Below are 26140 nucleotides of genomic sequence, written 5' to 3'. Positions count from 1 at the left end.
ACGTTAAAAAAAGGCGCGAGCAGCCATAATATCTGTTCGCGCGAAGTCGGTCATCGTGGTTAGAGATAGAGATCTATGATAGAGATCAGTGCTTGCTGCAATTAGAACATCGGCCTGGCGATACCGCCGCCGCCTCCGTACACGTCGCCGCCGATGCCCGGATCGAACTGGCCCTTCGGGTTCAGCTTGATTTTTTGCAGCATGTCGTTGCCCTTCTCCTCGAATTCCTTGAGCGCTTCCTTGACCGACAGCTTGCCGCTGAGCACCTGCTGGAATTCCGTGCTGCCGAGCTGCTGGATATAGTTCAGGTTCGGGCGCTCCTGCTGCAGCTTCATGTCCTCGAGCGACTGCTGCGGCGCCGGCTGCAGCTGCGTGAAGGCGTTGATGTTGTAGTTCATCCCTTCGCGCGGCTTGATGAACGACTTGCGCGCCGTCATCTCGTAGCTGCTGCGGGACTTCAGCTTCGCCCACTCCTCGCCGTTCATGAACTTCACGAACTCCCAGGCGTCGTCCGGATTGGCGGCTTTGGCGTTGATCGCGGTCAACTGGCTGAGCGTGATGTTCGTGCCGACGCCCGGCGCTTCGTTTATGAACTGCGGCACCGTAACGACGTCCCAGTCCAACTTGCTCATTTTCAGCTTTTCATAGTTTTTGTTGTAAGTCTCCAGATCGTTCAGCATATAGTACTGGCCGAGCATCATCGCGGTTTTGCCGAGGAAGAACATTTGGTTCTGGTACGGATTGTAGATCTGGTTGCCGTTGCCTTTGCCGTCGTCGCTCGCCTGCTGCTTCTTGTTCTGCTCCTCGTAAAACTTCTGCATATCGTCCTGTGTCGGGACGACATGTTTTTTGTACAGATCGGCGATCGTCGTCCAAGCCTTTTCCCACTGCGGCGTATTGACCATCATCTTCTCGCCGGTCTTGTCGTAGACGCGAAGCTGCAGCGGCGCCACATACGTCTGCAGGTCAGACCAGCCGTCGCTGCCGCCCCACTGATTGAACGTCAGGCCGAAGGTCGCATCCTTGCCGCCCTTGCCGTCGCCGAAGCGTTTGGCGAGCGTGATGACATCGTCCCAGCTCATGCCGTCCCGCGGCAGGTCGATGTTGTTTTTCTGGAACAGCGTCTTGTTGTAGTAGAGCGCGGACGGCACGAACGTCGGCGTGAGGGCGAACAGCTGATTGTCGCCGACCGTCTTGATGCCGTCGATGACAGCCGGGACATAGTCGCTCAGATCGACCTTGTCTTCCTTGATGAGCGGATCGAGCGACTTCAGCATGTTGTCCTGGATCAGCTGGCTCAGAATCGCCGTATTGTCGAGGATCATGATATCGACCGGATTGGCGCCGGTCAAAATTTCCTTGACCTTGGCGAGCTGGTCGACATTTTGCTGCTTGTCGGGCTCCTCGAACTGCTGCTCGGTCCAGTCGATGGCCGGCACGAGCTCGATATCGATATTTTTATGCGTATATTCGAAAAGATCGGTGTACTGCTGGCGATAATACGATTCGTCCTGCGAGCTGCCGTACATCATGCCGATGCGGAGCGTACGGCGGTTGTTCGAATCGTTATCGTTTTTGTCGTTGCAGGCCGCGAGCAGCGGCACGAGCAGACTGAGCGTCAAGCCGCTCGCTACGATGCGGGTGACGGTTTTCTTTTTGTCGTGGTTCATGCGGATTCCCCCTCGTTTGATTTGGGCCCTCGGATGACGATCTTGTCTCCGTCGAACTCCATGGTCGCCTTGTCGCCGATGTCGAGCTGCTTGAGATATTCCTTGGGCACCTGCAGCCGTCCGACCCGGTCGACGACGACGAACGCCTCGTGCACCTCGTCGTCGACGCCCACCCCGCTGAGCGGCGGCGCGCCGTCCAGGCTCGGATTGCGCTTGATGAACTCGGTGCTGGTCAGGCCGTCGCGGATTGCGACGACGCGATCGACCTTGCCGGCGAGCGACAGATCGTGCGTGACGATGACGATCGTGAGGCCCAGCTCGCGGTTGAACTTGCGGAAGATGTCCATGATGATATCGGATGTGCGCGAATCGACGGAGCCCGTCGGTTCGTCCGCGAGCAGCATCTTCGGACGGTTCGACAGCGAGATCGCGATCGCGACCCGCTGCTGCTCGCCGCCCGACAGCTGCGTCAGCTTGTTGTGCATCCGCTCCTTCAGCCCGACCCACTCGAGCAGCTGCTTGGCGTACGCGCGGTCGACTTTGCCGTTGAACATCATCGGCATCTCCACGTTCTCGAGCGCCGACAGATACGGCAGCAGATTGCGCGCGTTGTTCTGCCAGATGAAGCCGACCGTCTCGCGCTTGTACTTCACCAGATCCTGGTCGGTGACCTTCAGCAGGTCCCAGGGCCCGACGCGCACCTGACCGGCGGACGGCCGGTCCAGTCCGCCGAGAATGTTGAGCAGCGTCGACTTGCCGCTGCCGCTGTTGCCGATGATCGCCATCATCTCTCCGTCCTTGACGGACAGATTAAGACCCTGCAGCGCTACGACCTCCAGATCGTCTGTCTTGTAGATCTTGACGAGTCCTTCGCAATCGATCATGGATTAACGCTCCTCTCCCAGCTTGACGGCCTGATGGACGCGCAAGCGGCGGATGTGGGTGACCAGCATCAGAATGCCGATCGTCATCATGACGGCTACGACGGCATACAGGCGGTACGTGTCGGTCTGCTCGAAAATGACGCGGAACGGCGGAACCTGGCCGGCGGTGTTGTCCGTCGTCTGCAGAAACGGCAGGAACAGCAGGCTCGCGAGCTTGCCGATGCCGATGCCGAGTCCGATGGACAGGCCGGCGGTGAACACCTGCTCGAGCAGCAGCATGCCGGTCAGCTGTCTGCGCGACAGCCCCATCGCGCGCAATATGCCGATCTGCACGATCCGTCCGGAAAGATTGAAAAACCAATACAGGATGTAGCCGGACAGCGTCACGATAATCGTGACGATAAAGCCGAGGCTCAGGATGCCGAACACGCCGCCGCGCGCCGGGTGCTTGCCCTGCGCGATCAGGTCGCTGCGCGCGTCGGAGATCGAGGCGATCTCGACGCCCTTTTTCTGCAGCGCCGGAATGAGCGGCGCCGTCTTGGCGTCGGGCTCCATCTTGAGCCAGACGTCGTACGGCATGAGCGGCATCTCGTCGAACAAATAATCGAGATTCGCCACCAGGAACGGCGACTGGTCCGGATATTGCGCCGGCCAGTAAGGCAGCGCCGCCGCGATGATGAACTTGATCTTCTGGTCCTGCAGGATCGCCTGGATCTCGTCGCCCGGCTTCAGGTTGTACTTCTTGGCCAGGTTGGAGGAGACGAGCGCATAGCCCGGCGAGCGGCCCATGACGGCCAGATATTTGTAGAAGCCGGCCGGATACAGGTCCTTGCGGAACCAGGCGACACGGGCGAAGTCGACGTTGTCGATGCCGACGATCGTCGCCTGCCCGGCCGTCCTGTCGGCGACCGTGAGGCTCGCCTTGGCCTGCAGCACGCGGGCCGCATGCACGACGCCGGGCAGCTCGCGGAACGTCTGGAACGGCGGCTCGTTGTAGTTGATCTTGGACGGGATCGGACGATTCTGGCCCTGCCCGCCTCCCGATCCGCCGCCGGAGCCGCCGCCGGAACCGCCACCCGAACCCCCGCCTGAGCCGCCGCCGGACGGCCGCGACACTTCGGCATTGCCTTCCCAGGCTGCCGAGATGACGACATCAGCCCCATGCTGATAGAGGATGCGCTCCTCCGAGTTGAGCCCGATCGTACGCGCGGCGGAGGCGTTGTACACGCCGAGACCGAGCGTCAGAATGAGCAGGATCATGAGCGGATAATACGACTTCGCCGACCGCGACAGCTGCGTGAGCGTCAGATAGAGCGGCACCGGCAGGAACGAGCGGCCGAGCCAGCCCAGCAGCTTCAGCAGCAGCGGGAACAGCCGCAGGAACACAAGCCCCGCCGCGAAGATGCTGATCGCCGGCACGAAGAACAGAAACGGCTGCACGTTGAGCTGGTCGGTCGTCATGCCCGTCTTGAACGAGATCATCTGCCGTTCGTTGAACAGGTACCAGCCGTAGGCGGCCACCCCTACGAGCACGACGTCGAGGAACCAGCGCTGCCAGAACGGCCTGCGATCGCCTCTGGCGAGCTTGCGCTTGTAGTCGACGATCGACGTGCGGGTGAACACCATCGCCGGAATGACGGCGGCGCCGATGGCGACAAGCACCGCCGCCGCGCCGGCCAGCACGCTGTCGGACGAGAACCCGACCGGAATCGACTTGCGGTTGACGAATTCCAGGAAGCCGCTCGCCGAACCGATGCTCTTGGCCATGTACCAGCCGATGAGCGGACCGACGGCCAGCGCCACGATGCCGAGCAGCACACCCTCGAGCAGGAACAGCATGAAGATCTGCCTCGTTCCCGCCCCCCGGCTGCGAAGCACGGCGATGTCGGAGCGCTGCTTTTCGAGCGACTGCTGGGCGTTCATCGTGATGAAGTAGAATACCATCGCGATCATCGGCGCCGCCAGCGTGAACAGCATCGTCTGCAGCTGCACGCTCTGCTTGCGGAATTCGCTCAGCATGTCGGCGAAGGAGATCGCCACCTGCGTATCCTTGAGCAGCTGATTGGCCTCGATGTCCGTCCGCGACAGCGTATGCGCGAGCGGCGTCAGCTCGCTCGTCTTGATGTTCCGGAGGTCGTACGCCGCATACCAGTTCGCCGTCTGCAGCGGGATCTTGAGCCCCGTCATCAGATCCTCGCGCATCGCCGGCTCCGCGATGAACAGCGTGCCGAGCAGCGTATCGAGGCCCTGATACCAGTACGCCGCCGAATCGGCCTTCGGCTTGAAGCTGCCGACGATCTCGACGCGCAGCGTCAGGTTCAACCCGCCGTACACCGGGTACAGCAGCACGTCGCCGACATGGAGATCCAAGCGCAGCATCGCTTCGTCCATCATGACCGCCTGCAGCGTGCCGTCTCCGTCCGCGCGGTCCGCGAACCACTGGCCGCCGGCCATCTGAACCTGTTCCTTCAGGCCGCTGAACGACGAGATCGTCATCTTGCGCGTACGGCTCGCATCCACCTTGCCCGGATCCTCGGGCTGCACCTCGGCGGTGCGGATCGTCAGGCTGCGCTGATCGGCCTGCTTCGGGAAGCCGACGCGGTCCGGCACATCCTCGGTAATATACTTGTCGACCGCGGCGAAGCTGCCGGGGTCGGTCTTGCCGTCGCTCGACTGATAGCGGATGAGCAGCGAGCCGGCGGGCAGCCCCTCGCTGTTCTCCTTGAGCGAATTGGCGACGACCCGCTTCAGCGCGCCGTCCGCGTACATCGGGATGCTGGTCGTGAACGCCACGGCCACGAGCAGACCCGCCAGCGTGCTCAGCGTGAGCCAGCGGGTGTTCCACATCTTGCGGAATAAGAAACGGATGAGCGCCATAGATTAGCTTCCTACGACTTTCTGTCCCGGCTTCAGTCCCGACAGCACTTCAATATCGGTCGCCGTCTGCTGGCCCACTTCGATGTCGACCTCGCGCTTCGTGCCGTCGGCCTCCGCCACCTGCACGTATGTGCGCGCGCCGGCCGTGCGAAGCGTCGAACGCGGGATGACGACGGCGTCCACCTTGCGGTCGACGACGACGGACAGGCTGAGCGGCGTCCCCCGTGTCGCCCCCTCGGGCAGCTTCGCGACGGAGACGAGCAAGTAGTCGCTCAGATTGGTCACCTTCGGCCCTTGTCCGCCGCCTCCGCCGCCGTTGTTGTTGTTGTCCTTCGGCACGGGCAGCGACTTGATCTTGCCCTTGACCTTGCCGACGCTGTTGATGTCGATATCGGCTTCCATGCCGACCGCGATCTGCTGCAGATCATCGGCGGACATCTCCGCGGCCACGATCAGACTGCTCGGATTCGCGATCACGCAGAGCGGATCGTATACCTTGATCGCAGCGCCTTCCTGCACGTTCAGCGAGACGACCGTCCCGGAGAACGGCGCCGTCAGCACGGCGCTCGCGATATCGGTCTCCAGATCGCTGATCTTCTGCCTGGACTCCTCGAACGCGATCTGCTTCTGCTCGAATTCGATCGGGTCCATGTCGTCCTTGTCGCGCAGCGTCTGCTTCATCTGAAGCTCCTGCTGGCGGAACTGCAGCCGCTGGTCGCGCAGCTGCTTTTTCATATCCTCCACGTCCAGCTCCGCGACTGTCTGCCCGGCCTTGACGACGTCGCCGGGCTGTATGTAAAGCTTTTTCAGACGCAAGCCCTCCATCGCTTTGGCGGAGTAATACAGCGTCTTCTCCTCCGTCGACAGCAGCTTGCCCGAGGCCGACACCGTCGTCTCCAGCGTTTTCGTCGTTACCTCATATTCCGGTTTTTTCGAGATTTCCGGCAGCTGGATCTGCGACAGATCCTCCTCCTCCGGCTCATCCGGCAGCAGCGAGCAGCCGGCCAGCGCTACGGACAGCGCTACGGCGGCGAGCAGGCCTGCCGCCCGGCGCCTGCCGCTTTTGTTGTCAGCCTGCGACGAATACGCCGTCCGCCATTTCATAAACATGGTCCGCTACCTCCATAATCGTAGTATCGTGCGTCGTCATGCAGATCGTCACGTTCTCCGAACGGACGATCTCCCGGAATACCGCCATGACCTGCGCCGCCATCTGCGAGTCGAGCTCCGCGGTCGGCTCGTCGGCGAGCAGGAGGCTTGGCCGGTGCGCGATCGCCTTGGCGATCGCCACGCGCTGCTGCTCTCCCCCCGACATCTCGAACGGGCGATGATGCATCCGCTTCGCGAGCCCCACCAGATCCAGGCATGAGGTGACCCGGGATTTCCACTCGCCCCTCGGCGTACCTGCCATCCGGAGGGACAATTCCACATTTTCATAGGCGGACAATAAAGGCATCAGGGCATAGGCCTGGAAAATGAACCCGATATCCTTGCGGCGGATCTCGGTCCGCTTGTCGTCGCTCCATTCGTGAAACGGCTTGCCTTGAAAATAAATCTCTCCTTCTGTCGGCCTGTCGAGGCCCCCCATCAAATTCATCAGCGTCGTCTTCCCGGAGCCGGAACGGCCCTTCAGCATGATGAGCTGGTTCGGCACGAGCGTCAGGTTGATCCCCTTGAGCACGCGAAGCTTCTGTCCGCCGACATCGAAGGACCGCTCCACATTCCTGACGCTGAGCAGCGGCTGCCGCTCGGGAACATCCATTGCCTTTCCTCCCTCGGTCTTCCATTATTACATTTCATCATTATAACGATAGGTTTCGGGAAAAAGTTACGTCTTTAGAAGAAATTTATGAGAAAGATGAGAAGACTTTAGAACCCTTTTTTCGACAAATTCCTTAAAACTTACAGCCGCGCTCTATTTTTTGGCTAGATACTTTATAAGGAAGGGGAAAATTGTGTATCATGAAGAAATAAACTGTCAGCAGAGAGAAAGGTCGGGGAGCGCGTGGAGAAAACCAGCGAAAGCAAGTCTTCATCATCCAACTTCATTAAAAACATCGTCGCAGACGACCTGGCCGCCGGCCGGGTCAAGGAAGTCGTGACCCGGTTCCCGCCGGAGCCGAACGGCTACCTGCACATCGGACACGCCAAGTCGATCTGTCTGAACTTCGAGCTCGCAGACGAATTCAAGGGCCGGACGAACTTGCGGTTCGACGATACGAACCCTGTCAAGGAAGACATCGAATATGTCGAATCGATCAAGCAGGACGTCAAGTGGCTCGGCTTCGACTGGGACGGCCTGTTCTTCGCCTCCGACTACTTCGGTCAGATGTACGAGCGGGCGCTGCTGCTCATCCGCAAAGGGCTCGCCTACGTCGACGATCAATCCGCGGACGAGATCCGCGAGTCGCGCGGCACGCTGACGGAGCCGGGTCGCCCGAGTCCGTACCGCGACCGGACGCCGGAGGAGAACCTCGCGCTGTTCGAGCGCATGAAAAGCGGCGAATTCGCAAACGGCCAAAAGGTGCTGCGCGCCAAAATCGACATGGCTTCGCCGAACGTCAACATGCGCGACCCGGTCATCTACCGGATCGTGCACGCCCATCATCACAACACCGGGGACGCCTGGTGCATCTACCCGATGTACGCGTTCGCGCATCCGCTCGAGGACGCGATCGAAGGCGTCACCCACTCCATCTGCACGCTGGAGTTCGAGGATCAGCGTCCGTTCTACGACTGGGTCGTCGCGCAGTGCGAGATGCCCAGCGTGCCGCGTCAGTACGAGTTCAACCGGCTCAACCTGACCAACACCGTCATGAGCAAGCGCAAGCTCAAGCAGCTTGTCGACGAGAAGGCCGTAGACGGCTGGGACGACCCGCGCATGCCGACGATCTCGGGCCTGCGCCGCAAGGGCTACACGCCCGAGGCGATCCGCGCGTTCTGCCGCGAGATCGGCGTCGCCAAGAGCTACGGCGTCGTCGACGAGCGCATGCTCGAGCACTTCATCCGCGAGGATCTCAAGCTCAAGGCGCTGCGCACGATGGCGGTGCTGCGCCCGCTCAAGGTCGTCATCACGAACTATCCGGAAGGCGAGACCGAATGGCTCGATGCGGAAAACAATTCGGAAAATGAGGACATGGGCAGCCGCAGCATCCCGTTCTCGCGCGAGCTCTACATCGAGCAGGACGACTTCATGGAGCAGCCGCCGGCCAAGTACTTCCGCCTGTTCCCGGGCAACGAGGTACGCCTCAAGCATGCCTACTTCATCAAATGCGAGGAAGTCGTCAAAAACGAGGCGGGAGAAGTCGTCGAGCTGCGCTGCACGTACGATCCCGAGACGAAGAGCGGATCCGGCTTCACCGGCCGCAAGGTCAAAGGAACGATCCATTGGATCGAAGCGTCCCAAGCCGTGCCCGCCGAATTCCGCCTGTACGAGCCGCTTATCCTGGACGAATCGGCCGAGGACGAGAGCGAGGACAAGTCGTTCCTCGAGCGCATCAACCCGCATTCGCTCGAGACGCTGTCCGGCTTCGTCGAGCCCGGCATGAAGGAAGCTGCGGCGCAGGAGAAGTTCCAGTTTTTCCGCCACGGCTACTTCAATGTCGATCCGCAGGACAGCGCGGCAGGACGTCCGGTATTCAACCGGATCGTGTCGCTCAAGAGCTCGTTCGACGCCGCCAAGGCTTGATTTTACGTCGCTGTGCCGCTCCGTCTCGCCCCAATATTTCGATCCGGCCCCTTCGCCGCCACCGGGCGGCGGGGGCTTTTTCACTCCGTGCCCACTATCCGAGGAGGTTCGCCATGAACAAGCCGAATGCCGTCCGTCCCTCGTCCCCTTTCACGCTGCTGTGCCACGCCGCGCTCGCCGTATCGGTCGCGCTGCTGTCCGGCTGCGGCGGCAGCGCCGCGCCGGAGAGCGCTTCGCCGCAGCCGACGGCCGCCTCGCCCACGGCCAGCAGTTCCGCCGCGCCCACGGCACCGGCATCGCCGAGCGTCTCTCCGTCCGCGACGCCGACTTCGTCCCCCGCCGCATCGGACGGCGCGTCGGACCCGGTCCGGGCGCGTCTTGAGCGGATGAGCCTCGAGGAGAAGATCGGCCAGATGATTCTGGCCGGCTTCGTGGGCAACTCCCTCCCGGACGCGGCCACGCTGCGCATGATCCGCGAGGACCGCATCGGCGGGATCATCCTGTACAAGGACAACATCGCCGATCTCCCGAAGACCGTGAAGCTCGTCAACGCGATCAAGGCCGCGAACGCCAAAGCCGGCAATGCGCCGATTTTCGTCAGCGTCGATCAGGAGGGCGGCAAGGTGAGCCGGCTGCCGGCGAGCTACGTGAAAATCCCGGAAGCGGCGGTCGTCGGCCAAACAGGCGAGACAGAGCTTGCGCAGCGGATGGGCGAGCTGCTCGCGCGCCAGGTCGGCTCGGCCGGCTTCAACATGGACTTCGCGCCCGTCCTCGACATCAACAGCAACCCGGACAATCCCGTCATCGGGACGCGCTCGTTCGGCGCTACAGCCGATGTCGTGAAGCGCATGGGACTGGCCGCCATGCGCGGTCTGCGCGAGCAGGGCGTCGTATCCGTCGTCAAGCATTTCCCCGGTCACGGCGATACGTCGGTCGATTCGCATCTCGACCTGCCCGTGCTCAACAAGACGGCGGATCAGCTGGCCAAGCTGGAGTGGCTTCCGTTCGAGGCCGCGATCGGGCAGCAGGCCGACGCCGTCATGGTCGCCCATATTTTGTTCCCGAAGATCGATCCCGACGCGCCCGCTTCCTTTTCCAGGGTCATCATCGGCGACCAGCTTCGCGGCAAGCTCGGCTACGATGGCGTCGTCATTACCGACGACATGACGATGGGGGCGATTGCGAAGCATTATGAGCTGGCCGATGCGGCGGTGAGGAGCGTAGAGGCGGGCAGCGATATCCTGCTCGTGGCGCACGGCTACGATGTCGAGCGGAGCGTCTACAAGGCGCTGCTGGCCGCCGCGAAGAGCGGCAGACTGACACAGGCGCGGATCGACGAGAGCGTGACGCGTATCCTGACGCTCAAGGAGCGCTACAAGCTGACGGACAAATCCTTGCCCGTGCCGGATTTAAAGCAGCTTAACGCAGATACCGCAGCCTGGAAAAAACAAGTCGAGCAGGCGAATCGCTAAACGAAACCAATTGCTGCCGGAAAGGGGGACACAGGCGGATGTATCGCATCATGATCGTCGAGGACGACGACAAGATCGGCGCGCTGCTGCAGGATTATATCGCCAGGTACGGATTCGAGGCGCGAGTCGCCCGCGAATTCCGCGAGCTCGCAGCCGAGTTCGACGCCGTGCAGCCCCATCTGGTGCTCCTCGACATCAATCTGCCGTACTTCGACGGCTACTACTGGTGCCGCCAGATCCGCAAGCGCTCGAACGTCCCGATCATTTTCCTGTCTGCCAGATCGGGCGAGATGGATCAGGTGATGGCGATCGAGAACGGCGGCGACGACTATGTCGCCAAGCCGATCCCGCTCGACCTGCTGATGGCCAAGATCAAGAGCGCGCTGCGGCGGGCGTACGGAGAGTATGCGTCCGGACAGGCCCACGCCGAATCCGATACGCTGTCCGTCGGCGCGCTCTCGCTGCATATCGGCCGCAGCGAGCTGGCCTGGGGCGGCGAGCGCGTGTCGCTGTCCAAAAACGAACGGCAGCTCGCGCAGGCGCTGCTCCGGCAAGCCGGGCGTATCGTCTCGCGCGAGGAGCTGCTGGAGGCGCTGTGGGACGACGTGCAGTTCGTGGACGACAATACGCTGACCGTCAATGTGACCCGCCTGCGCAAGAAGCTCGAGGATCTCGGCCTGAGCGATCACATCGACACCGTGCGGGGACAGGGCTACCGCCTGAATCCCGAAGCCGGCGCGGGGCGCGGGCCGGCGGCGTTATGAGCGGCAGACGGCCCGGCCGCAAGTCCCTGTACGCGTTCAAGGATTATGTGATCGATCGCCTCCCCCACCTTGCGGCCGCCATGCTGGCGGTGCTGCTGGTGCTCGCCTTCGTCCAGCTCATGCTGCGCAGCTACGGCCTGCCCTTCTCATGGGCCGACAGCGCTTATATCGCGCTGCTCACGGCATTCGTGCTCGTCGTATGGATAAGTCTGGGCTGGCTGCGCCGCAGGACGTTCGCACGGGAGCTGGACGAAGCCTGGCGGCAGGCGGACGAGGGCGCGGGTGCGGCGCCGCTCGCGATCGGCTCGCCCGCGACGCGGGAGCAGCGGGCGTTCGCCGCCCTGCTGGCGCGGCTGTACGCCGTCCATCAGAACGAGCTGAACGCGCTGCGCAGACAACAGGAGTTCCACCGTCACTTCACGGCGCGCTGGGTTCACCAGATGAAGACACCCGTGTCCGTTATCGAGCTGCTCATGCAGCGGCACCCCGGCCCGGGCGACGACGCCGGCAGGCGCGATACCGAGCGCAGCGTGCTCGAGGAGACCGACAGGCTGCGGCACGGTCTCGATATGATGCTCCATACGTCGAGGCTCGACAAGTTCGAGCTGGACGCCGCATTCCGCACGATCCGACTCGGCGCGCTCGCGCGCTCGGTGCTGGGCGAGTTCAAGCGGCCTTTGATCCGCCATTCCATCTTCCCCGCGCTCGAGGGCGACGCCGAAGTGGAGACCGATGCCAAGTGGGTCGCCTTCATCCTGAGCCAGCTCGTCTCCAATGCGATCAAATACAGCAAAAAAGAGCAAGCCGCACAGCGCCTCTCGATCCGGATCGAGCGGCAGCCGGACGATGCCGTGCTGCTGACCGTGCGCGACGAAGGCATCGGCGTCCCGCCGGAGGACTTGCCGCGGCTGTTCGAACCGTTTTTTACGGGCGGCAACGGCAAGCTGAGCGGGGAATCGACAGGCATGGGCCTCTATCTCGCCAAGCAGGCGAGCGCGAGGCTCGGCATCGCGCTGACCCTCGCTTCGGAGCCCGGCATCGGGACGACGGCGACGCTCTCCTTTCGCCCCTCCGGCATTCATCGCCTGACCGGCGACCGCGATCCGAACGTGACAACAATGTAAGGTTGCGCCGCGGGAATTGAAAGACAAATCGATGGGCCGGCCCTCCATGCGCAGCTATACTCAAGTCATAACGACAACTGGCAGGAGGGTTCAGCCACATGCAAGTGCTTAAAGCGCAAGGCTTATCCAAAATTTACGGCGCCAAGGGCGGCATCGCCTACCACGCGCTCGACCAGATCGACCTCTCCGTCGACAAGGGCGAATTCGTCGGTATCATGGGACCGTCCGGCAGCGGCAAGACGACGCTGCTCAATCTGCTAGCGACGATCGACAAGCCGACGTCCGGCACGCTCGAGATCGGCGGGACGGACCCCGTGCGCCTCAGCGAGCGGGATATCGCGCTGTTCCGCCGCCGCGAGCTGGGCTTCGTCTTCCAGGACTTCAACCTGCTCGACACGCTGCCGATCAAGGAGAATATTATCCTGCCGCTCGTGCTTGAGGGCGCGAAGCCTGCGGTCATCGAGCACAAGCTGCGGCCGATCGCCGAGCTGCTCGGCATCTCGAGCATCCTGAACAAGCGGACGTACGAGGTGTCCGGCGGCCAGAAGCAGCGCGCGGCGATCGCCAGAGCGATCATCCACGAGCCGTCGCTGCTGCTCGCGGACGAGCTGACGGGCAATCTCGATTCCAAGTCGGCCAAGGATGTCATGAACGCGCTGCGCGATCTGAACGAACGATTGTCGGCCACCGTGCTGCTCGTCACCCACGACCCTTTCTCGGCCAGCTACTGCAAGCGCGTCCTGTTCATCAAGGACGGCAAGCTGTTTTCCGAGATACGGCGGGGCGTGAACCGACAGGCGTTTTTCCAACAAATACTGGATTCGCTGAGCGTGCTGGGAGGGAATTTCGATGACGTTCCGTTCGCTCGCGCTTAGCAATGTCCGCGGCAACTGGCGCGCGTACAGCGCATTTATTTTGAGCAGCGTTTTTTCCGTTCTCATCTTCTATCTGTACGCGGCGTTCCTCTTCCATCCGGATGTCGTGAACGGCGAGATCCGAGGCGCCGCGCAGGTCAAGCAGGGCATGCTCGCCTGCGAGTTTCTCATTATGATCTTCTCGTTCTTTTTTGTCCTGTATTCGAATTCGGCGTTCATGAAGACGCGCAAAAAGGAATTCGGGCTGTTCACGCTGTTCGGCATGACGCGGGGGCAGATCCGCAAAATGGTGCTGTACGAAGGGGCGTTCATCGCGGCCGTCTCCATCGTCGCCGGCATCGGGCTCGGCATGCTGTTCAGCAAGCTATTTTTCCTGGCGCTCGGCGTGCTGCTGGATTCGGGAGAGACGATTCCGTTCGCCGTGCCTCCCGTCGCGCTGTGGCTGACGGCCGCCGGCTTTTTCGCCTTGTTTATGACGATCACGTCGCTGACGCTCATCCGGGTCGGACGTTCGCAGATCGTCGAGCTGCTGCGCGAGGCGCGCAAGCCGAAGCCGGAGCCGCGCCTGTCCGTCGCCGCCGCGCTCGCCGGATTTCTGACGCTGGCCGGCGGCTACGCGCTCGCCCTGTCCATGAATTCACAGTCGTTTCTCATTCTGTCGCTTCCTGTCATCGGGCTGACGGTCGTCGGCACCTACTTTTTGTATTCGCAGGGCAGCGTGGCCGTGCTGCGCCTGCTGATGCGCCGCAAGCGATTTTATTATAACCGCACGCATATGCTGACCGTCTCGCAGCTCGTGTACAAGATGAAGGACAATGCACGCCTGCTGTTCGTCATCTCGGTCATGAGCGCGGTCGTCCTGTCCGCGTCCGGCACCGTTTATGTGTTCCAAAAGCTTCAGAAGGTGCAAATCGTCGATCACGCGCCGTATGCCGTCGGCTTCGTCGAGCGGGGCGCGGACGCCCACGAGGTCGTCGACCCCGCCACGGTCAAGCAAATCGTACAGGCCGACGGACTGCGCATCACCCGCGAGCGGCAGCTGGCCGGGTTGCTCGGCCAAGACGTCGCAGATGACAACGCGGCGGGCGGCAAAGCGGGCAACAAAGACGACGGAATGCAGGCGATGATCGTATCGGAACGGGATTATAATCGCGAAGCCGGGCTGTTCGGCCGCAAGCAGGCCGACGTGGCGGATGGCGAAGCCGTACTCGTACTGCCCTACAAGGAAATGGAATCTTTCTCACCGCTGAAGGTGGGAGATATTCGGTTCACGCTGAGCGGAGAAACGGTCAAAATGAAGCTGAAGAGCTATTATGGAGGCGCAGTCGTCAGTCCCGTCTCCTACGCGACCTATATGCTTGTCGTCGACGACGCCCGGTACGAAGCGCTGCGCGCCTCGGCGGCGCCGTCCAGCAAACTCGTCAGCTACGGCTACGAATGGGCGGATTGGGAGCACAGCGAGCCGACGGTAGCCAAGATCGACGCTGCGATCTCCCCCAAATTCGAATCCCAGGCGCAGACCTACCGGGTGCCGAGCTTCGTCTCCGGGCAGCAATCGCTCGGGCTCACACTGTTCATCGGCTTGTTCATCTCGCTACTGTTCTTCATCGCGATGGGCAGCCTGATCTACTTCAAGCTGTTCACGGAGCTGCAGGACGATCAGGCCCAATTCAAGGCGCTGTCGCGCATCGGCATGACCGCGGCCGAGATCCGGCGGATCGTCGTCACGCAGGTCGGCCTCGTCTTCCTGCTGCCGTGCCTCGTCGGCAGCGTCCATGCGCTGTTCGCCATCCAGGCGCTCGGGAATCTGCTGAACACGTCCATCCTGAAGTATGCGGCCGTCGTGTTCGCCATCTATCTCGTCATGCAGGCCTTATACTTCGCCATCACCTGCACGACCTACCTGCGCAGCATTCGGGGCGGAGGACGGACGGCTGCGGAATAGCTTCTCATAGGAATCGCCCCTGCGGCCGGAATGTCCGCAGGGGCGATTTGCATCTCAATTGCGCATGCCGATCGCATTGCCCGAAGCATACCGCGCGAGTCCCGCACGGAACATAAGCCTGCCGCCGACACCGAAGCCCGCCGCCGCACCGACTGCGGCGAAGGCAAACCAGGGATCGAAGTCGCGCAGCAGTCCGATCGGCATATAGCCGATGAAGCCCGCGGGCACGACCGTGAACAACGCGATCTTGGCGGCGCCCCGGAATATGCCGGTCGGGTAGATCGTGAGCGATACGAAGCCGCCGAACACCTGGCTGGCGATTCCCTCCGCATTGCCGAGCCAGAAGGCGAGCGAACCCGCGATCGTCATGACGCCGATGAACAGCACGCCGCTGAGCAGCAGCGCGAGCGCGAACAGCAGGCAGCCTGTCGGCGACAGGTCGCCGGCCCACAGGAACACGAGCAATCCGAAGATGAAGTCTCCCGCTCCCGTCACGGACATGCGGCTCGACAGCACGTTCAGCAGCACCGGCTTCGGCTGCGACAAGTATACGTCCAATTGGCCGGAAGACACGATCGCAGCGATGCGGGGGAAGTTGCCGAACAGCACGCTCGCCCAGCCGAAGCCGCCGGCCGATACGGCCCACAGCAGCATGACGTCGCTGAGCTCCCACCCGCGCACGACCGGAAACCGGCTAAAAAACAAATACCAGAAAAACAGCCATATCATATTGTTGACGAACATCATTCCCGCAAGAAGAAAAAAGCTCAGCCGATATTCCATCGCGGACGCGAGGTTGACCTTCCAGGTCGCGATGACAAACGAGACGATGCCAGAGAACCGCTTATCCTCCGTTGACATTCAGCTTCTTCACTCCCCTCCGGTAGATCCAGGCGACGGCAGACGCGAGCACGGCGATCCACAGCGCCTGCACGGCAGCCGCTTGAAGCAGCGCACCGGCTTCGAACTTCACGCCGATGCGGGCAGGCAGGTACAGCGCAGCCTGAAAGGGAAGCCATGCGCACGCGCGCTGCAGCCAGTCCGGCATCAGATCGATCGGGATGAGCAATCCGCCCAACGTAAACTGCAGCTTCTGAAGCACGAATTCCAGCCCCCGCGTCTCTTCGACCCAGAAGGCGCACAAGCCGACGGCCGCCGTCATCAGGTAGGACAACGTCAGACCGAGCACGGCAAGCCCCAGGTAGGCCGGCAGGCCGCCACCGAATTGGGGCGCCCCGACACTGGGCCATGCGATCAGCGCCCCGGCCAGCAGCAGGACGGCGAAGCGGATGCCGCCCTCTCCGATATAGGCGGCATAGTGGTAGCCGACGTAGGAGAGCGGGCGCGTCAGGCGGACGCCGATCTCTCCATTTTTGACCTCCTCTTCGATCCGCACGCCGACAGGCGGGCCGGCCATCGTGATCGCCTCGGTGAATACCAGATACCAGACGATCTGCCGCAGCGTAAAGCCGCCGATGACCCGCCCGTGGTCGCCGTCGTATGCGGCCGAATACAGCTGTCCGAGCACGTACAGGATGAGGATGAGAAAACAAGTGCGAAACAAAAAATCGGCCTTGTAAGCCCATTGCTGACGCAGGGCGATACGTGCGACTGCGATCAGCTTCAGAGTGGCCCCCCGGATCGCCGAGGTCGCATGATTCAAGCCGTGGCTCACGGTTCATCCCCCGCCTTCGTCCGGTCCATCCCGTAAATATGCTTGATGATCTCTTCAAGCGACGGGTCTTCGACCGTCAGATCGTCGATACGCCATGTTCGCATGATCGCGCCGAGCACTTGCTGCATATCGGTTCGCTTCAGGTCGGCGGTCAGCGTGAAGCGGCGGCCTTCGTGCGCGGAGATCTCGACGCCGTCGGGCAGCGGAATCGAAGCGGCGCAGCGGCCGGCAGCCGCTGCGGCGTCCTCGTCCTCCGCGAGCGTCACCTGGACCGTCTTGCGATTCAGCAGCTCCCGCTTGAGCCGCACGACCGGCTCGTCGACGAGTATACCTCCATGATGGATGACGACCACCCGCGAGCATAGCTTCTCTATGTCACCCGCATCGTGCGACGTCAGGAATACCGTTGTCCCTTCCTCGCGGTTGCGCTCGCGGATCAGGTCCCTTATGCGCTCTTTAACCACGACGTCCAGCCCGATCGTCGGTTCGTCGAGGAACAGAATCTGCGGCCGGTGGAGAAAAGAAGCGGCAATCTCGCAGCGCATCCGCTCTCCGAGCGAGAGCTTGCGCACCGGGGTCGTCAGATACGGTCCGAGCTCGAAGCGTTCGATCAGCCGATCCCGGCGCTGCGCGTAATCTTGGCGGTTCAGCTCGTAAACCCGGCTGATCAGCTCGAACGTGTCGATCGGTGGCAGATGGTACCAGAGCTGCGACTTCTGCCCGAACACGGTCCCGATCCGGTAGGCCAGCCTGCCGCGATCTTTCCAGGGCGTATAGCCCGCTACTGTAGCCGCCCCCGTCGTCGGATGCAGGATGCCCGTCAGCATCTTGATCGTCGTCGACTTGCCCGCGCCGTTCGGACCGAGCAGCGCCACCGTCTCCCCTGCCTCCACCGACAGATCGATGCGGTCGACCGCCGTCTTCTCCGTCCAGGCCGGTGCGAACAGCGCTCTGACGCTGCCCTTAAGACCCGCTTCCTTCCGCTTCACCCTGAACGCCTTCGAGAGCCCTCTGGTCTCCAATACGGCTGCCATTTCCCCACACCCTTTCCCTCTCCGAAAATAAGAAAAAGACCCGCGGCAAATCCGCCACGATGGCGGAACTTGCCGAAGGTCTTTTATCCCTACGGTGTAAGGAGGCTATCGCCTCTTCGGTCCCGCTCGGTTCGACCGCTCCGCCGGCTGCGGGGCGTCGGCTCCCTAGAGACCCTTCCGTTTGATGATAGATATTACCAGCCTGCTCCGATATGCACAACGAATTTTGTTCATTTTTCGATGAACGATTACGATAGCGGGTATCGATAACTTTCATCGCAGCAAACCGCGAATGGCCGCAAGGTCCGGGATGTCTATGCTAGAATGATCAAAAGTCGCCGTATAAACGGCGACTAATCTCTGGAGGCGTTATGACCAATACCGGAGCACCGGCATATGGACGCTGCTCGTGGCCATCGTCTCGCTTGAAGCATTCAGACGCATGAATCCACGGAACGCGCTTTTTCCGAAGCTGTTGCGGCAAATGCCGCGCGCTTCGATCCATCCCTTTTGCCTGGAAACTTACGATCAGAACGCCCATATGCATGCGCGGCACTTCTCCTCCCCATTCTCAGGCACGACCGGGGACCCGGTGACAGGCACGGCTTCCGGTGTCATGGGCGCCTACTATGCCAGGTATATTCGGCAGGACGAGCCATAGAGGCATCTACCGGATATAAATAAAAAACCTTCGGCACCCTCCGCCGGCGCGGCGGGGAATGCCGAAGGTTTTTTGCGCTTAAGCCGTGAACAGCAGGTCCTCCATCATCGTCAGCAGACGATGACGCATGCGGATCAGCTTTTCGATCGCCTTGGTGCGGAACATCTCGCTCTCGCCCATCCAGCGCAGGCTGCCGATCATCTCGTGTGTCCGGTCCATTTCGATAATCTCGTCGGTATGCGCCATGTCGCGGTCGTAGATGCGTACGCGGTACAGCAGGTCCTCAGTCTCGGTAAGCAGTTGTTGATAGATATCGGTGTTCATTATGGATCAGCCTCTCTTGTCTGATAAAATTCTATGTTCGCCGCAGCGGCAAGTTTGTACGGTATTGATCTTCATTAACCCGCTGAGCGACGATTGAATCAGCGAATGAAGCTCAATTGGCTGCAACAAATTACGGTGTCCGCGTTAGCGCTATTTTAGGAAAGGCTTGGAGACAGCGTCCTGTCGGCCGGATGGCGCAGCAAACTCAGAAATTCGCGCATGAATCCCGGCAGATCCGGCCAGGCATGTCCGGAGACGAGACGGCCGTCGACATGCAGCGTCTCATCGGCATAGGTCGCCCCGAGCGACTCGACCTCCAACTTGCAGGCGCTGTATGCGGTCATCGAGCGGCCTTCGAGGCTGGAGCGGTTCCGCAGCGCGAGGAACACCTGGGCGCCGTGGCAGATCGATCCGATCGGCTTGTCCGCGTCCAGAAAATGCTTCAATATGCGAGGCAGGTCGGGGTCGTTGCGGATAAACTCCGGCGCCCTTCCTCCGGGTATGATCAAGGCATCATACGCGGCGGGATCGACATCCGCAAACGCGATATCAGCGGGCAGCAAATGCGCGGGCTTTTCCGTATACGTGTCCCAGCCCTCTACAAAATCATGGCAGACGGTATGCAGCATCTTCTGCTGGGGCGCCGCGATGACCGCATCGAATCCCTCTTCCTTCAACCTGTACATCGGATAATAAACTTCAAGCACCTCGGCGCCGTCCCCCGTCAAGATCAATACGCGCTTGGACATCTCGTTCCCTCCCGCCTGTAAATTTATTACATCCTTTATCTATTATGCGAGCCCGCCGGCAAGCCGGTCAATGCGGCGAAGGTTGGAGCGAACGGCGTCGAATGCCGCCCCTGCGCTAGGCGGCGAGACTCAGAGCCAGTCGCAGCCATTGATTAGAGTGGCTTCGGGTAGAAAAATGCCACGGAAGCTCCCTGACGGCCCTGTTGCCCTGGGTTGACTTTGTATTCGCTGCGCGTCGCGGCCGCCGGTCGCTCCGCAGACGCGACGGTACGACGCGAGTGGAGTGGAATAAAACGCGACGGGAAGAGAGCGTGCGAAAGAACCGCACAAACCTGTGCGGTTCACGGGGCGTAAGGGCATGGCGGCAAGTGGTCGCGGGCGGTACGGCACAGGCTGAGTGCAAGTGAGGCGACGCGAAATGTGCGTGCCGGTATGATCAAAAAAGCCGGCCGCACACCCTTGATAGGGCGCGCGGCCGGCTTTTCATCATCTTATTGCACGCTCGCTCACGGCTTTGGCGGATCGGATCAAGCCCAGACGAATGCCTTCGGGTCCTGGCGCCACTCCTGCAGCAGTGCCACATCCGCTTCGCGCACCGTGCCGCGCGCCAGCGCGACGTCGATCAGCGCCGAGTAGTTGGACAGCGTGTCGAGCGGCACCGATTCGGCTGCGAACGCGTCCAGCGCGTTCTGGAACTGGTACGTGAAGATCGCGATGACGCCCTGCACCTCGCAGCCGGCGTCGCGTACGGCGACGGCCGCCTTGAGCGAGCTGCCGCCGGTCGAGATCAGATCCTCGATCAGGACGACCTTTTGTCCAGGCTTGAAGTGGCCTTCGATCTGATTCGTCTTGCCATGCCCCTTGGCCTTGTCGCGGACGTACAGCATCGGGAGGCCGAGAATGTCGGCGACCCATGCGGCATGCGGGATACCGCCGGTCGCGATGCCGGCGACGGCTTCGCAGTCCGGGTATTTGTCGCGGATGACCGCCGCGAAGCCTTCGGCGATCGTGCGGCGGATCGCCGGGTAGGACATCGTCAGTCTGTTGTCGCAGTAGATCGGGGACTTGATGCCGCTCGTCCATGTGAACGGCTCCTGCGGGCGCAGCGATACGGCGCCGATGTCGAGCAGCGCGCCCGCGATGACGGACGGCAGCTGCGTGAGTTGGGACTCGCTCATGCTTGGGTCAGCTCCTTCAGGATGGATTCGAATGCTTGGGCCGGGTCGGACGCGGCCACGATCGGCCGGCCGATGACGAGGAAGTCCGTCCCTCCGTCCACAGCCTCGCGCGGCGTCGTGACGCGTGTCTGGTCGCCGAGCGCCGCGCCTGCGGGACGGATGCCCGGAGTGACGGTGAGGAAGTGTTCGCCGCAGGCGGACTTGATGGCCGCGACCTCAAGCGGCGAGGCGACGACGCCCTGCAGTCCGGCATGCTTCGCCAGCACCGCATAGCGCACGACCGCCTCCTCCACGCTGCCCGGGATGCCGATCTCGGCGTTGAGCGTCTCCCGGCTCGTGCTCGTCAGCTGTGTGACGGCAATGACGAGCGGCGCTGCCTGCACCTCGCATGCCTGAACGGCATCGCTCACGCCCTGCATGGCGGCCTGCATCATGGCGCTGCCGCCCGCCGCATGCACGTTGAACATGTCGATGCCCATGCGCGCGATGCTGCGTGCGCCGCCGCGCACCGTATTCGGGATGTCGTGCATTTTCAGATCGAGGAAAATGCGGAAGCCACGCCGCTTCAGCTCGCGAACGATATCATGGCCGGCGGCGTAGAACAGCTCCATGCCGACCTTCACCCAGCAGCCGGTCCCTTCGAGCTGCTCGGCGACCTTCAGCGCGGACTGCACGTCGGGCTTGTCCAGTCCGACCATGATTCTCGCCGCCGCTTCCTTGCGTGTCGTTGTTAACGCCATCGTCCCATCGCCTTCCTTATTTATAATCGGAACAATTGGACTATCGGACTTCCCAACAGCCACCCGCCCATATAGAAGCCCGATCCGCCGCCGTCGTGCTGGCGGGAGACCGGGCGTGGCGCCTTATTTTAATAGACAGGCATCGGCTCGCTGGAGAAGCGCAGCGCCTGCAGCATGTGCAGCAGCGCGCTCACCGTGTCGAGCGAGGTGAGGCAGACGACGCCGTTCTCGACCGCTTCGCGGCGGATGCGGAAGCCGTCGCGCTCCGGCGTCTTGCCCTTCGTCAGCGTATTGACGACGAACTGGGCCTGGCCGGTGCGGATCAGATCGACGATGTTCGGCGAGCCTTCGCTCAGCTTGGCGCAGCGCTTGACGCGCATGCCTGCCGCTTCGAGCGCGTCGGCCGTGCCGCCGGTCGCGATCAGCTTGTAGCCGAGGTTGTAGAAGCCGCGCAGGATCGCGATCGCTTCTTCTTTGTCCTTGTCGGCGATCGTGGCGATGATCGAGCCCGACTGCGGAATCTTCATGCCCGAGCCGATGAGGCCCTTGAACAGCGCCTTGGCGAAGTGGCGGTCGCGGCCCATGACCTCGCCCGTCGACTTCATCTCCGGCGTCAGCGTCGGGTCGACGCGGCGCAGCTTGGCGAAGGAGAATACCGGCACCTTGACCGACACATGCTCGTCTTCCGGCCACAGGCCGTCCTTGTAGCCGAGATCGGCCAGCTTCTCGCCGAGAATCGCGCGGGTTGCCAGGTTCGCCATCGGGATGTTCGTGACCTTGGACAGGAACGGCACCGTACGCGAGGAGCGCGGGTTGACCTCGATGACGTATACCTTGTCCTGCCAGACGACGAACTGGATGTTGACGAGGCCGACAGTCTTCAGCGCCTTGGCGATGCGGATCGTGATGTCGACCGCCTGCTGCTTGATGTCGCCCGTCAGCGTCTGCGGCGGGTACACCGCGATCGAGTCGCCGGAGTGGACGCCCGCGCGCTCGACATGCTCCATGATGCCCGGGATGAGGACGGTCTCGCCGTCGCAGATGGCGTCGACTTCGATCTCCTTGCCCAGCATGTAGCGGTCGATCAGCACCGGGTGCTCCGGATTGATCTTGACGGCGACTTCCATATAGTTCAGCAGCTCATCGTCGGAGTAGACGATCTCCATCGCGCGACCGCCGAGCACGTACGACGGACGTACGAGCACCGGGTAGCCGAGCTCCTGCGCCGTGCCGACCGCCTCGTCGACGGAGGTGACGGTGCTGCCCTTCGGCTGGGCGATGTCGAGGCCGCGCAGCAGCGCCTCGAACCGCTTGCGGTCCTCGGCTTCGTCGATGCTGTCGAGCGATGTGCCGAGGATGCGCACGCCGGCTTTGGACAGCGGTCCTGCCAGGTTGATGGCCGTCTGGCCGCCGAACTGGACGATGACGCCGAGCGGCTGCTCCTGCTCGATGACGTTCATGACGTCTTCGAAGAAGAGCGGTTCGAAGTAGAGGCGGTCCGACGTATTGAAGTCGGTCGATACCGTCTCCGGATTGTTGTTGATGATGACGGCTTCGTAGCCCGCGTTGCGGAGCGCCCATACGGCATGCACGGTCGAGTAGTCGAACTCGATGCCCTGGCCGATGCGGATCGGACCGGAGCCGAGCACGATGACCTTTTGCTTGTCGCTCGGGATCACTTCATTTTCCGTCTCATAAGTCGAGTAGTAATAAGGCGTCGTCGCTTCGAATTCGGCTGCGCAGGTGTCGACCATCTTGTACACCGGCTTGAGCCCTTGGGCGAGGCGGTGCGCACGCACGTCGGCTTCGACGGTCAGCGCTGCGGAGGCGCCTTGTCCCTCGCGGCGCAGCTCGGCGATCGCACGGTCGGTGAAGCCCATGCGCTTGGCCTTGTACAGCGTCTCGGGCGTGAGGCCCGGCTCGCGGCGGATGACGTCCTCGAAGCGGACGATGCGCTCGATCTTGTCGAGGAACCACCAGTCGATGCTCGTCGTATCCTGAATCTTCTGCAGCTCCCAGCCGCGGCGGAACGCCTCGGCGATCAGGAACAGGCGCTCGTCGTCGGCTTTGGCCAGGCGCGTCGTCAGCGTCTCTTCGTCCAGTTCGTCGGCGCCCTTGAGCAGCAGACGGTGCACGCCGATCTCAAGCGAGCGGGCCGCCTTGTGGATCGACTCCTCGAACGTGCGGCCGATCGCCATCACTTCGCCGGTCGCCTTCATCTGCGTGCCGAGCTTGCGGTTCGCGTCGGTGAACTTGTCGAACGGCCAGCGCGGGATCTTGCTCACGATGTAGTCCAGCGTCGGCTCGAAGCAGGCGTACGTCTGGCCCGTAACCGGGTTGACGATCTCGTCGAGCGTATAGCCGACCGCGATCTTGGCCGCCATCTTGGCGATCGGATAGCCCGTCGCCTTGGAGGCGAGCGCCGAGGAGCGGCTGACGCGCGGGTTAACCTCGATGACATAATATTGGTAGCTGTGCGGATCGAGCGCGAACTGCACATTGCAGCCGCCTTCGATATTCAGCGCGCGGATGATCTTGAGCGAAGCCGAGCGCAGCATCTGGTACTCGCGGTCGGACAGCGTCTGGCTCGGCGCTACGACGATGGAATCGCCCGTGTGAACGCCGACCGGATCGAAGTTTTCCATGTTGCAGACGACGATGCAGTTGTCGTTCGCATCGCGCATGACTTCGTACTCGACTTCCTTCATGCCGGCGATCGACTTCTCGATCAGGCACTGGCCGATCGGGCTGTAGCGCAGGCCGTTGGCCACGATCTCGCGCAGCTCATCCTCGCCGCCGCAGATGCCGCCGCCCGTACCGCCCAGCGTGTAGGCAGGACGCACGATGACCGGATAGCCGATCTGATTGGCAAACTCAATCGATTCCTGTACCGTCGTGACGATGACACTCTCGGGTACCGGCTGCTCGAGCTCGCGCATCAAGTCGCGGAACAGATCGCGGTCCTCCGCCTTCTCGATCGCGGTCAGCTGCGTGCCGAGCAGCTTGACGCCTTCGGCTTCAAGCACGCCGGCGCGCGCCAGCTCGACGGCCATGTTGAGGCCGGTCTGGCCGCCGAGCGTCGGCAGCAGGCCGTCCGGACGCTCCTGGCGGATAATTTGGGAGACGAACTCGAGGTTGATCGGTTCGATGTATACTTTGTCGGCCATGTTCGTATCGGTCATGATCGTGGCCGGATTGCTGTTGATGAGGACGACCTCGAGCCCTTCTTCCTTCAGGGCTTGGCAGGCTTGCGTGCCGGCATAGTCGAATTCGGCGGCTTGGCCGATGACGATCGGACCGGAGCCGATGACGAGAATCTTTTTGAGTTCATTATTTCTGGGCATACTGCAATTCTCCTCTCAGCATCTCCGACAGTTGCGCTTGCCGCGGGCGTTCGGGGTTGTTCAGCTTGTGTTCGCGGATCATATCCAGGAACTGATCGAACAGGTAGCTGTTGTCGAACGGTCCGGGCGCCGCCTCCGGATGGTACTGGACGGTGAAGGCCGGGTACTTGGCGTGCTTCAAGCCTTCGATCGTCTTGTCGTTGTTGTTGATGTGCGTCACGACGAGGTCGGTGCCCTCGATGGACTCTTCCTTGACCGTGTAGCCGTGGTTCTGCGAAGTGATGTAGCAGCGGCCGGAAGCGAGCTCCTTGACCGGGTGGTTGCCGCCGCGGTGGCCGAACTTCAGCTTATCCGTATCCGCGCCGCAGGCGAGGGCGAACAGCTGGTGGCCGAGGCAGATGCCGAAGATCGGGAATTCGCCGAGCAGCTGGCGCAGCGTCTCCACCGACTCCGGCACGTCCTTCGGGTCGCCGGGGCCGTTGGACAGCTGGATGCCGTCCGGGTGCAGGCGGCGGATCTCGTCGGCGCTCGTGTTATGCGGGACGACGATGACGTCGCAGCCGCGCTGCGTCAGCTCGCGCAGAATGCCGCTTTTCGCGCCGTAGTCGATCAGCACGATGCGCTCCTTGGTGCCAGGGCTCGAGAAAATGTTTTTGGTCGACGTCCAGGCGACCTGGTTGCGCGGCAGCGGGGTCGCGCCCATGCGCTCCTGCAGCTCCTCGATACGCTCGCTGCCGGTGGTCAGAATGCCCTTCATGACGCCGTGGCGGCGGATGATCCGCGTCAGCATGCGAGTGTCCACTTCGCTGATGCCGATGATGCCGTATTCCTTGAGCAGGTGTCCGAGGGAATCCTGGGCGCGCCAGTTGCTCGGCACTTCCTCGTAGCGGCGGGTGACGAAGCCATGGATGTACGGCCGCACCGACTCGAAGTCGTCGCGCGTGATGCCGTAGTTGCCGATCAGGGGAAACGTCATCGTGACGATCTGTCCGCAATAGGACGGATCCGAGATGACCTCCTGGTAACCTGTGATGCCCGTATTAAATACGACCTCGCCCACCGACGCGCCCTCGGCGCCGAACGATTGTCCCGTAAACAGGGTGCCGTCTTCAAGTAATAGTCTCGCTTGCATCCCG

General features: G+C 62.1%; 20 protein-coding genes and 1 pseudogene. 7 read left to right on the top strand and 14 right to left on the bottom strand.

Annotated features, from left to right (window positions below; all coding sequences use genetic code 11):
* Positions 1-101: 101 nt before the first annotated feature.
* The 5 genes from VQ071_RS04645 to VQ071_RS04625 are packed head-to-tail and all read right to left on the bottom strand — an operon-like array spanning position 102 to position 7193.
* Positions 102-1670, bottom strand: coding sequence for an ABC transporter substrate-binding protein (locus VQ071_RS04645; RefSeq protein WP_340512694.1), 1569 nt, complete (start codon positions 1668-1670; stop codon positions 102-104).
* Positions 1667-2554, bottom strand: a complete 888-nt coding sequence (locus VQ071_RS04640; RefSeq protein WP_340512693.1) for an ABC transporter ATP-binding protein — start codon at positions 2552-2554, stop codon at positions 1667-1669. Before VQ071_RS04640 ends, VQ071_RS04645 begins: the two co-directional genes overlap by 4 nt.
* Before the next feature lie 3 nt (positions 2555-2557).
* Positions 2558-5431, bottom strand: a complete 2874-nt coding sequence (locus VQ071_RS04635; RefSeq protein ID WP_340512692.1) for an ABC transporter permease — start codon at positions 5429-5431, stop codon at positions 2558-2560.
* A 3-nt stretch (positions 5432-5434) separates the two neighbouring features.
* Positions 5435-6541 carry an efflux RND transporter periplasmic adaptor subunit gene (locus tag VQ071_RS04630; protein ID WP_340512691.1) on the bottom strand — a complete coding sequence of 369 codons (1107 nt, stop codon included), beginning with the start codon at positions 6539-6541 and terminating at the stop codon, positions 5435-5437.
* The gene (locus VQ071_RS04625) at positions 6501-7193 is read right to left on the bottom strand and encodes an ABC transporter ATP-binding protein (RefSeq protein WP_340512690.1); all 693 of its coding nucleotides are present in this window, start codon (positions 7191-7193) and stop codon (positions 6501-6503) included. Before VQ071_RS04625 ends, VQ071_RS04630 begins: the two co-directional genes overlap by 41 nt.
* Before the next feature lie 243 nt (positions 7194-7436).
* Here VQ071_RS04625 and VQ071_RS04620 point away from each other — a divergent pair, with 243 nt between their 5' ends.
* From VQ071_RS04620 to VQ071_RS04595, 6 genes are all read left to right on the top strand, one after another.
* The gene (locus VQ071_RS04620; RefSeq protein WP_340512689.1) at positions 7437-9119 is read left to right on the top strand and encodes a glutamine--tRNA ligase/YqeY domain fusion protein; all 1683 of its coding nucleotides are present in this window, start codon (positions 7437-7439) and stop codon (positions 9117-9119) included.
* Positions 9120-9232: 113 nt separating this feature from the next.
* Positions 9233-10591 carry a beta-N-acetylhexosaminidase gene (gene nagZ, locus VQ071_RS04615; RefSeq protein WP_340512688.1) on the top strand — a complete coding sequence of 453 codons (1359 nt, stop codon included), beginning with the start codon at positions 9233-9235 and terminating at the stop codon, positions 10589-10591.
* Between the two features lie 38 nt (positions 10592-10629).
* On the top strand, positions 10630-11355 hold the full coding sequence (locus tag VQ071_RS04610; protein ID WP_340512687.1) for a response regulator transcription factor: 726 nt from the start codon (positions 10630-10632) through the stop codon (positions 11353-11355).
* Complete coding sequence (locus VQ071_RS04605; protein WP_340512686.1) at positions 11352-12479, top strand: sensor histidine kinase; 1128 nt, start codon at positions 11352-11354, stop codon at positions 12477-12479. Before VQ071_RS04610 ends, VQ071_RS04605 begins: the two co-directional genes overlap by 4 nt.
* Before the next feature lie 98 nt (positions 12480-12577).
* Entirely contained in the window at positions 12578-13354 is a 777-nt protein-coding gene (locus tag VQ071_RS04600) for an ABC transporter ATP-binding protein (RefSeq protein WP_340512685.1), read from the top strand.
* The gene (locus VQ071_RS04595; RefSeq protein ID WP_340512684.1) at positions 13329-15299 is read left to right on the top strand and encodes an ABC transporter permease; all 1971 of its coding nucleotides are present in this window, start codon (positions 13329-13331) and stop codon (positions 15297-15299) included. Before VQ071_RS04600 ends, VQ071_RS04595 begins: the two co-directional genes overlap by 26 nt.
* 54 nt (positions 15300-15353) lie before the next feature.
* Here VQ071_RS04595 and VQ071_RS04590 read toward each other — a convergent pair whose 3' ends face one another.
* From VQ071_RS04590 to VQ071_RS04580, 3 genes are read right to left on the bottom strand one after another with little or no spacing between them, the layout of a single operon-like run.
* Positions 15354-16160, bottom strand: coding sequence for an ABC transporter permease (locus VQ071_RS04590; protein WP_340512683.1), 807 nt, complete (start codon positions 16158-16160; stop codon positions 15354-15356).
* The gene (locus VQ071_RS04585) at positions 16144-16974 is read right to left on the bottom strand and encodes an ABC transporter permease (protein ID WP_340512682.1); all 831 of its coding nucleotides are present in this window, start codon (positions 16972-16974) and stop codon (positions 16144-16146) included. The genes VQ071_RS04590 and VQ071_RS04585 overlap by 17 nt, the downstream gene beginning before the upstream one ends.
* Complete coding sequence (locus VQ071_RS04580; protein ID WP_340512681.1) at positions 16971-18008, bottom strand: ABC transporter ATP-binding protein; 1038 nt, start codon at positions 18006-18008, stop codon at positions 16971-16973. The genes VQ071_RS04585 and VQ071_RS04580 overlap by 4 nt, the downstream gene beginning before the upstream one ends.
* A gap of 379 nt (positions 18009-18387) precedes the next feature.
* On the opposite strand from VQ071_RS04580, the pseudogene VQ071_RS04575 reads away from it, so the two are divergent.
* Positions 18388-18660 (top strand): annotated as a pseudogene (locus VQ071_RS04575) (PhzF family phenazine biosynthesis protein); the annotation flags it as partial.
* An 87-nt stretch (positions 18661-18747) separates the two neighbouring features.
* On the opposite strand, the gene VQ071_RS04570 reads toward VQ071_RS04575, so the two are convergent.
* The 6 genes from VQ071_RS04570 to carA all read right to left on the bottom strand — a co-directional run bounded on the left by VQ071_RS04570 (position 18748) and on the right by carA (position 26136).
* Positions 18748-18993: a hypothetical protein gene (locus tag VQ071_RS04570; RefSeq protein ID WP_340512680.1), complete on the bottom strand. Its 246-nt coding sequence runs from the start codon at positions 18991-18993 to the stop codon at positions 18748-18750.
* A 155-nt stretch (positions 18994-19148) separates the two neighbouring features.
* On the bottom strand, positions 19149-19742 hold the full coding sequence (locus tag VQ071_RS04565; protein ID WP_340512679.1) for a DJ-1/PfpI family protein: 594 nt from the start codon (positions 19740-19742) through the stop codon (positions 19149-19151).
* Between the two features lie 527 nt (positions 19743-20269).
* Complete coding sequence (gene pyrE / locus VQ071_RS04560; protein WP_340512678.1) at positions 20270-20920, bottom strand: orotate phosphoribosyltransferase; 651 nt, start codon at positions 20918-20920, stop codon at positions 20270-20272.
* Positions 20917-21660 (bottom strand): orotidine-5'-phosphate decarboxylase, encoded by a 744-nt coding sequence (gene pyrF, locus VQ071_RS04555; protein ID WP_340512677.1) that lies wholly within the window; start codon positions 21658-21660, stop codon positions 20917-20919. Before pyrF ends, pyrE begins: the two co-directional genes overlap by 4 nt.
* A 128-nt stretch (positions 21661-21788) precedes the next feature.
* Positions 21789-25004, bottom strand: a complete 3216-nt coding sequence (gene carB, locus VQ071_RS04550) for a carbamoyl-phosphate synthase large subunit (RefSeq protein WP_340512676.1) — start codon at positions 25002-25004, stop codon at positions 21789-21791.
* The gene (carA, locus tag VQ071_RS04545; protein WP_340512675.1) at positions 24991-26136 is read right to left on the bottom strand and encodes a glutamine-hydrolyzing carbamoyl-phosphate synthase small subunit; all 1146 of its coding nucleotides are present in this window, start codon (positions 26134-26136) and stop codon (positions 24991-24993) included. Before carA ends, carB begins: the two co-directional genes overlap by 14 nt.
* Between the last annotated feature and the right edge of the window lie 4 nt (positions 26137-26140).

It is taken from the genome of Cohnella sp. 56 (genome assembly GCF_037963805.1).
In the GTDB taxonomy this organism is placed as follows: domain Bacteria; phylum Bacillota; class Bacilli; order Paenibacillales; family Paenibacillaceae; genus Cohnella.
The sequence above is the reverse complement of the archived record's forward strand: the minus strand, read 5'-3'. Positions and strand labels throughout refer to the sequence as shown.

Coding starts and splice junctions, on each gene's coding strand:
- VQ071_RS04610 (WP_340512687.1), top strand. CDS start 10,630: ATGTATCGCATCATGATCGTCGAGGACGACGACAAGATCGGCGCGCTG.
- VQ071_RS04630 (WP_340512691.1), bottom strand. CDS start 6,541: ATGTTTATGAAATGGCGGACGGCGTATTCGTCGCAGGCTGACAACAAA.
- VQ071_RS04625 (WP_340512690.1), bottom strand. CDS start 7,193: ATGGATGTTCCCGAGCGGCAGCCGCTGCTCAGCGTCAGGAATGTGGAG.
- carB (WP_340512676.1), bottom strand. CDS start 25,004: ATGCCCAGAAATAATGAACTCAAAAAGATTCTCGTCATCGGCTCCGGT.
- VQ071_RS04570 (WP_340512680.1), bottom strand. CDS start 18,993: ATGAACACCGATATCTATCAACAACTGCTTACCGAGACTGAGGACCTG.
- VQ071_RS04600 (WP_340512685.1), top strand. CDS start 12,578: ATGCAAGTGCTTAAAGCGCAAGGCTTATCCAAAATTTACGGCGCCAAG.
- VQ071_RS04605 (WP_340512686.1), top strand. CDS start 11,352: ATGAGCGGCAGACGGCCCGGCCGCAAGTCCCTGTACGCGTTCAAGGAT.
- VQ071_RS04635 (WP_340512692.1), bottom strand. CDS start 5,431: ATGGCGCTCATCCGTTTCTTATTCCGCAAGATGTGGAACACCCGCTGG.
- VQ071_RS04645 (WP_340512694.1), bottom strand. CDS start 1,670: ATGAACCACGACAAAAAGAAAACCGTCACCCGCATCGTAGCGAGCGGC.
- pyrE (WP_340512678.1), bottom strand. CDS start 20,920: ATGAGCGAGTCCCAACTCACGCAGCTGCCGTCCGTCATCGCGGGCGCG.
- VQ071_RS04565 (WP_340512679.1), bottom strand. CDS start 19,742: ATGTCCAAGCGCGTATTGATCTTGACGGGGGACGGCGCCGAGGTGCTT.
- nagZ (WP_340512688.1), top strand. CDS start 9,233: ATGAACAAGCCGAATGCCGTCCGTCCCTCGTCCCCTTTCACGCTGCTG.
- VQ071_RS04580 (WP_340512681.1), bottom strand. CDS start 18,008: ATGGCAGCCGTATTGGAGACCAGAGGGCTCTCGAAGGCGTTCAGGGTG.
- VQ071_RS04595 (WP_340512684.1), top strand. CDS start 13,329: ATGACGTTCCGTTCGCTCGCGCTTAGCAATGTCCGCGGCAACTGGCGC.
- VQ071_RS04640 (WP_340512693.1), bottom strand. CDS start 2,554: ATGATCGATTGCGAAGGACTCGTCAAGATCTACAAGACAGACGATCTG.
- carA (WP_340512675.1), bottom strand. CDS start 26,136: ATGCAAGCGAGACTATTACTTGAAGACGGCACCCTGTTTACGGGACAA.
- VQ071_RS04590 (WP_340512683.1), bottom strand. CDS start 16,160: ATGTCAACGGAGGATAAGCGGTTCTCTGGCATCGTCTCGTTTGTCATC.
- pyrF (WP_340512677.1), bottom strand. CDS start 21,660: ATGGCGTTAACAACGACACGCAAGGAAGCGGCGGCGAGAATCATGGTC.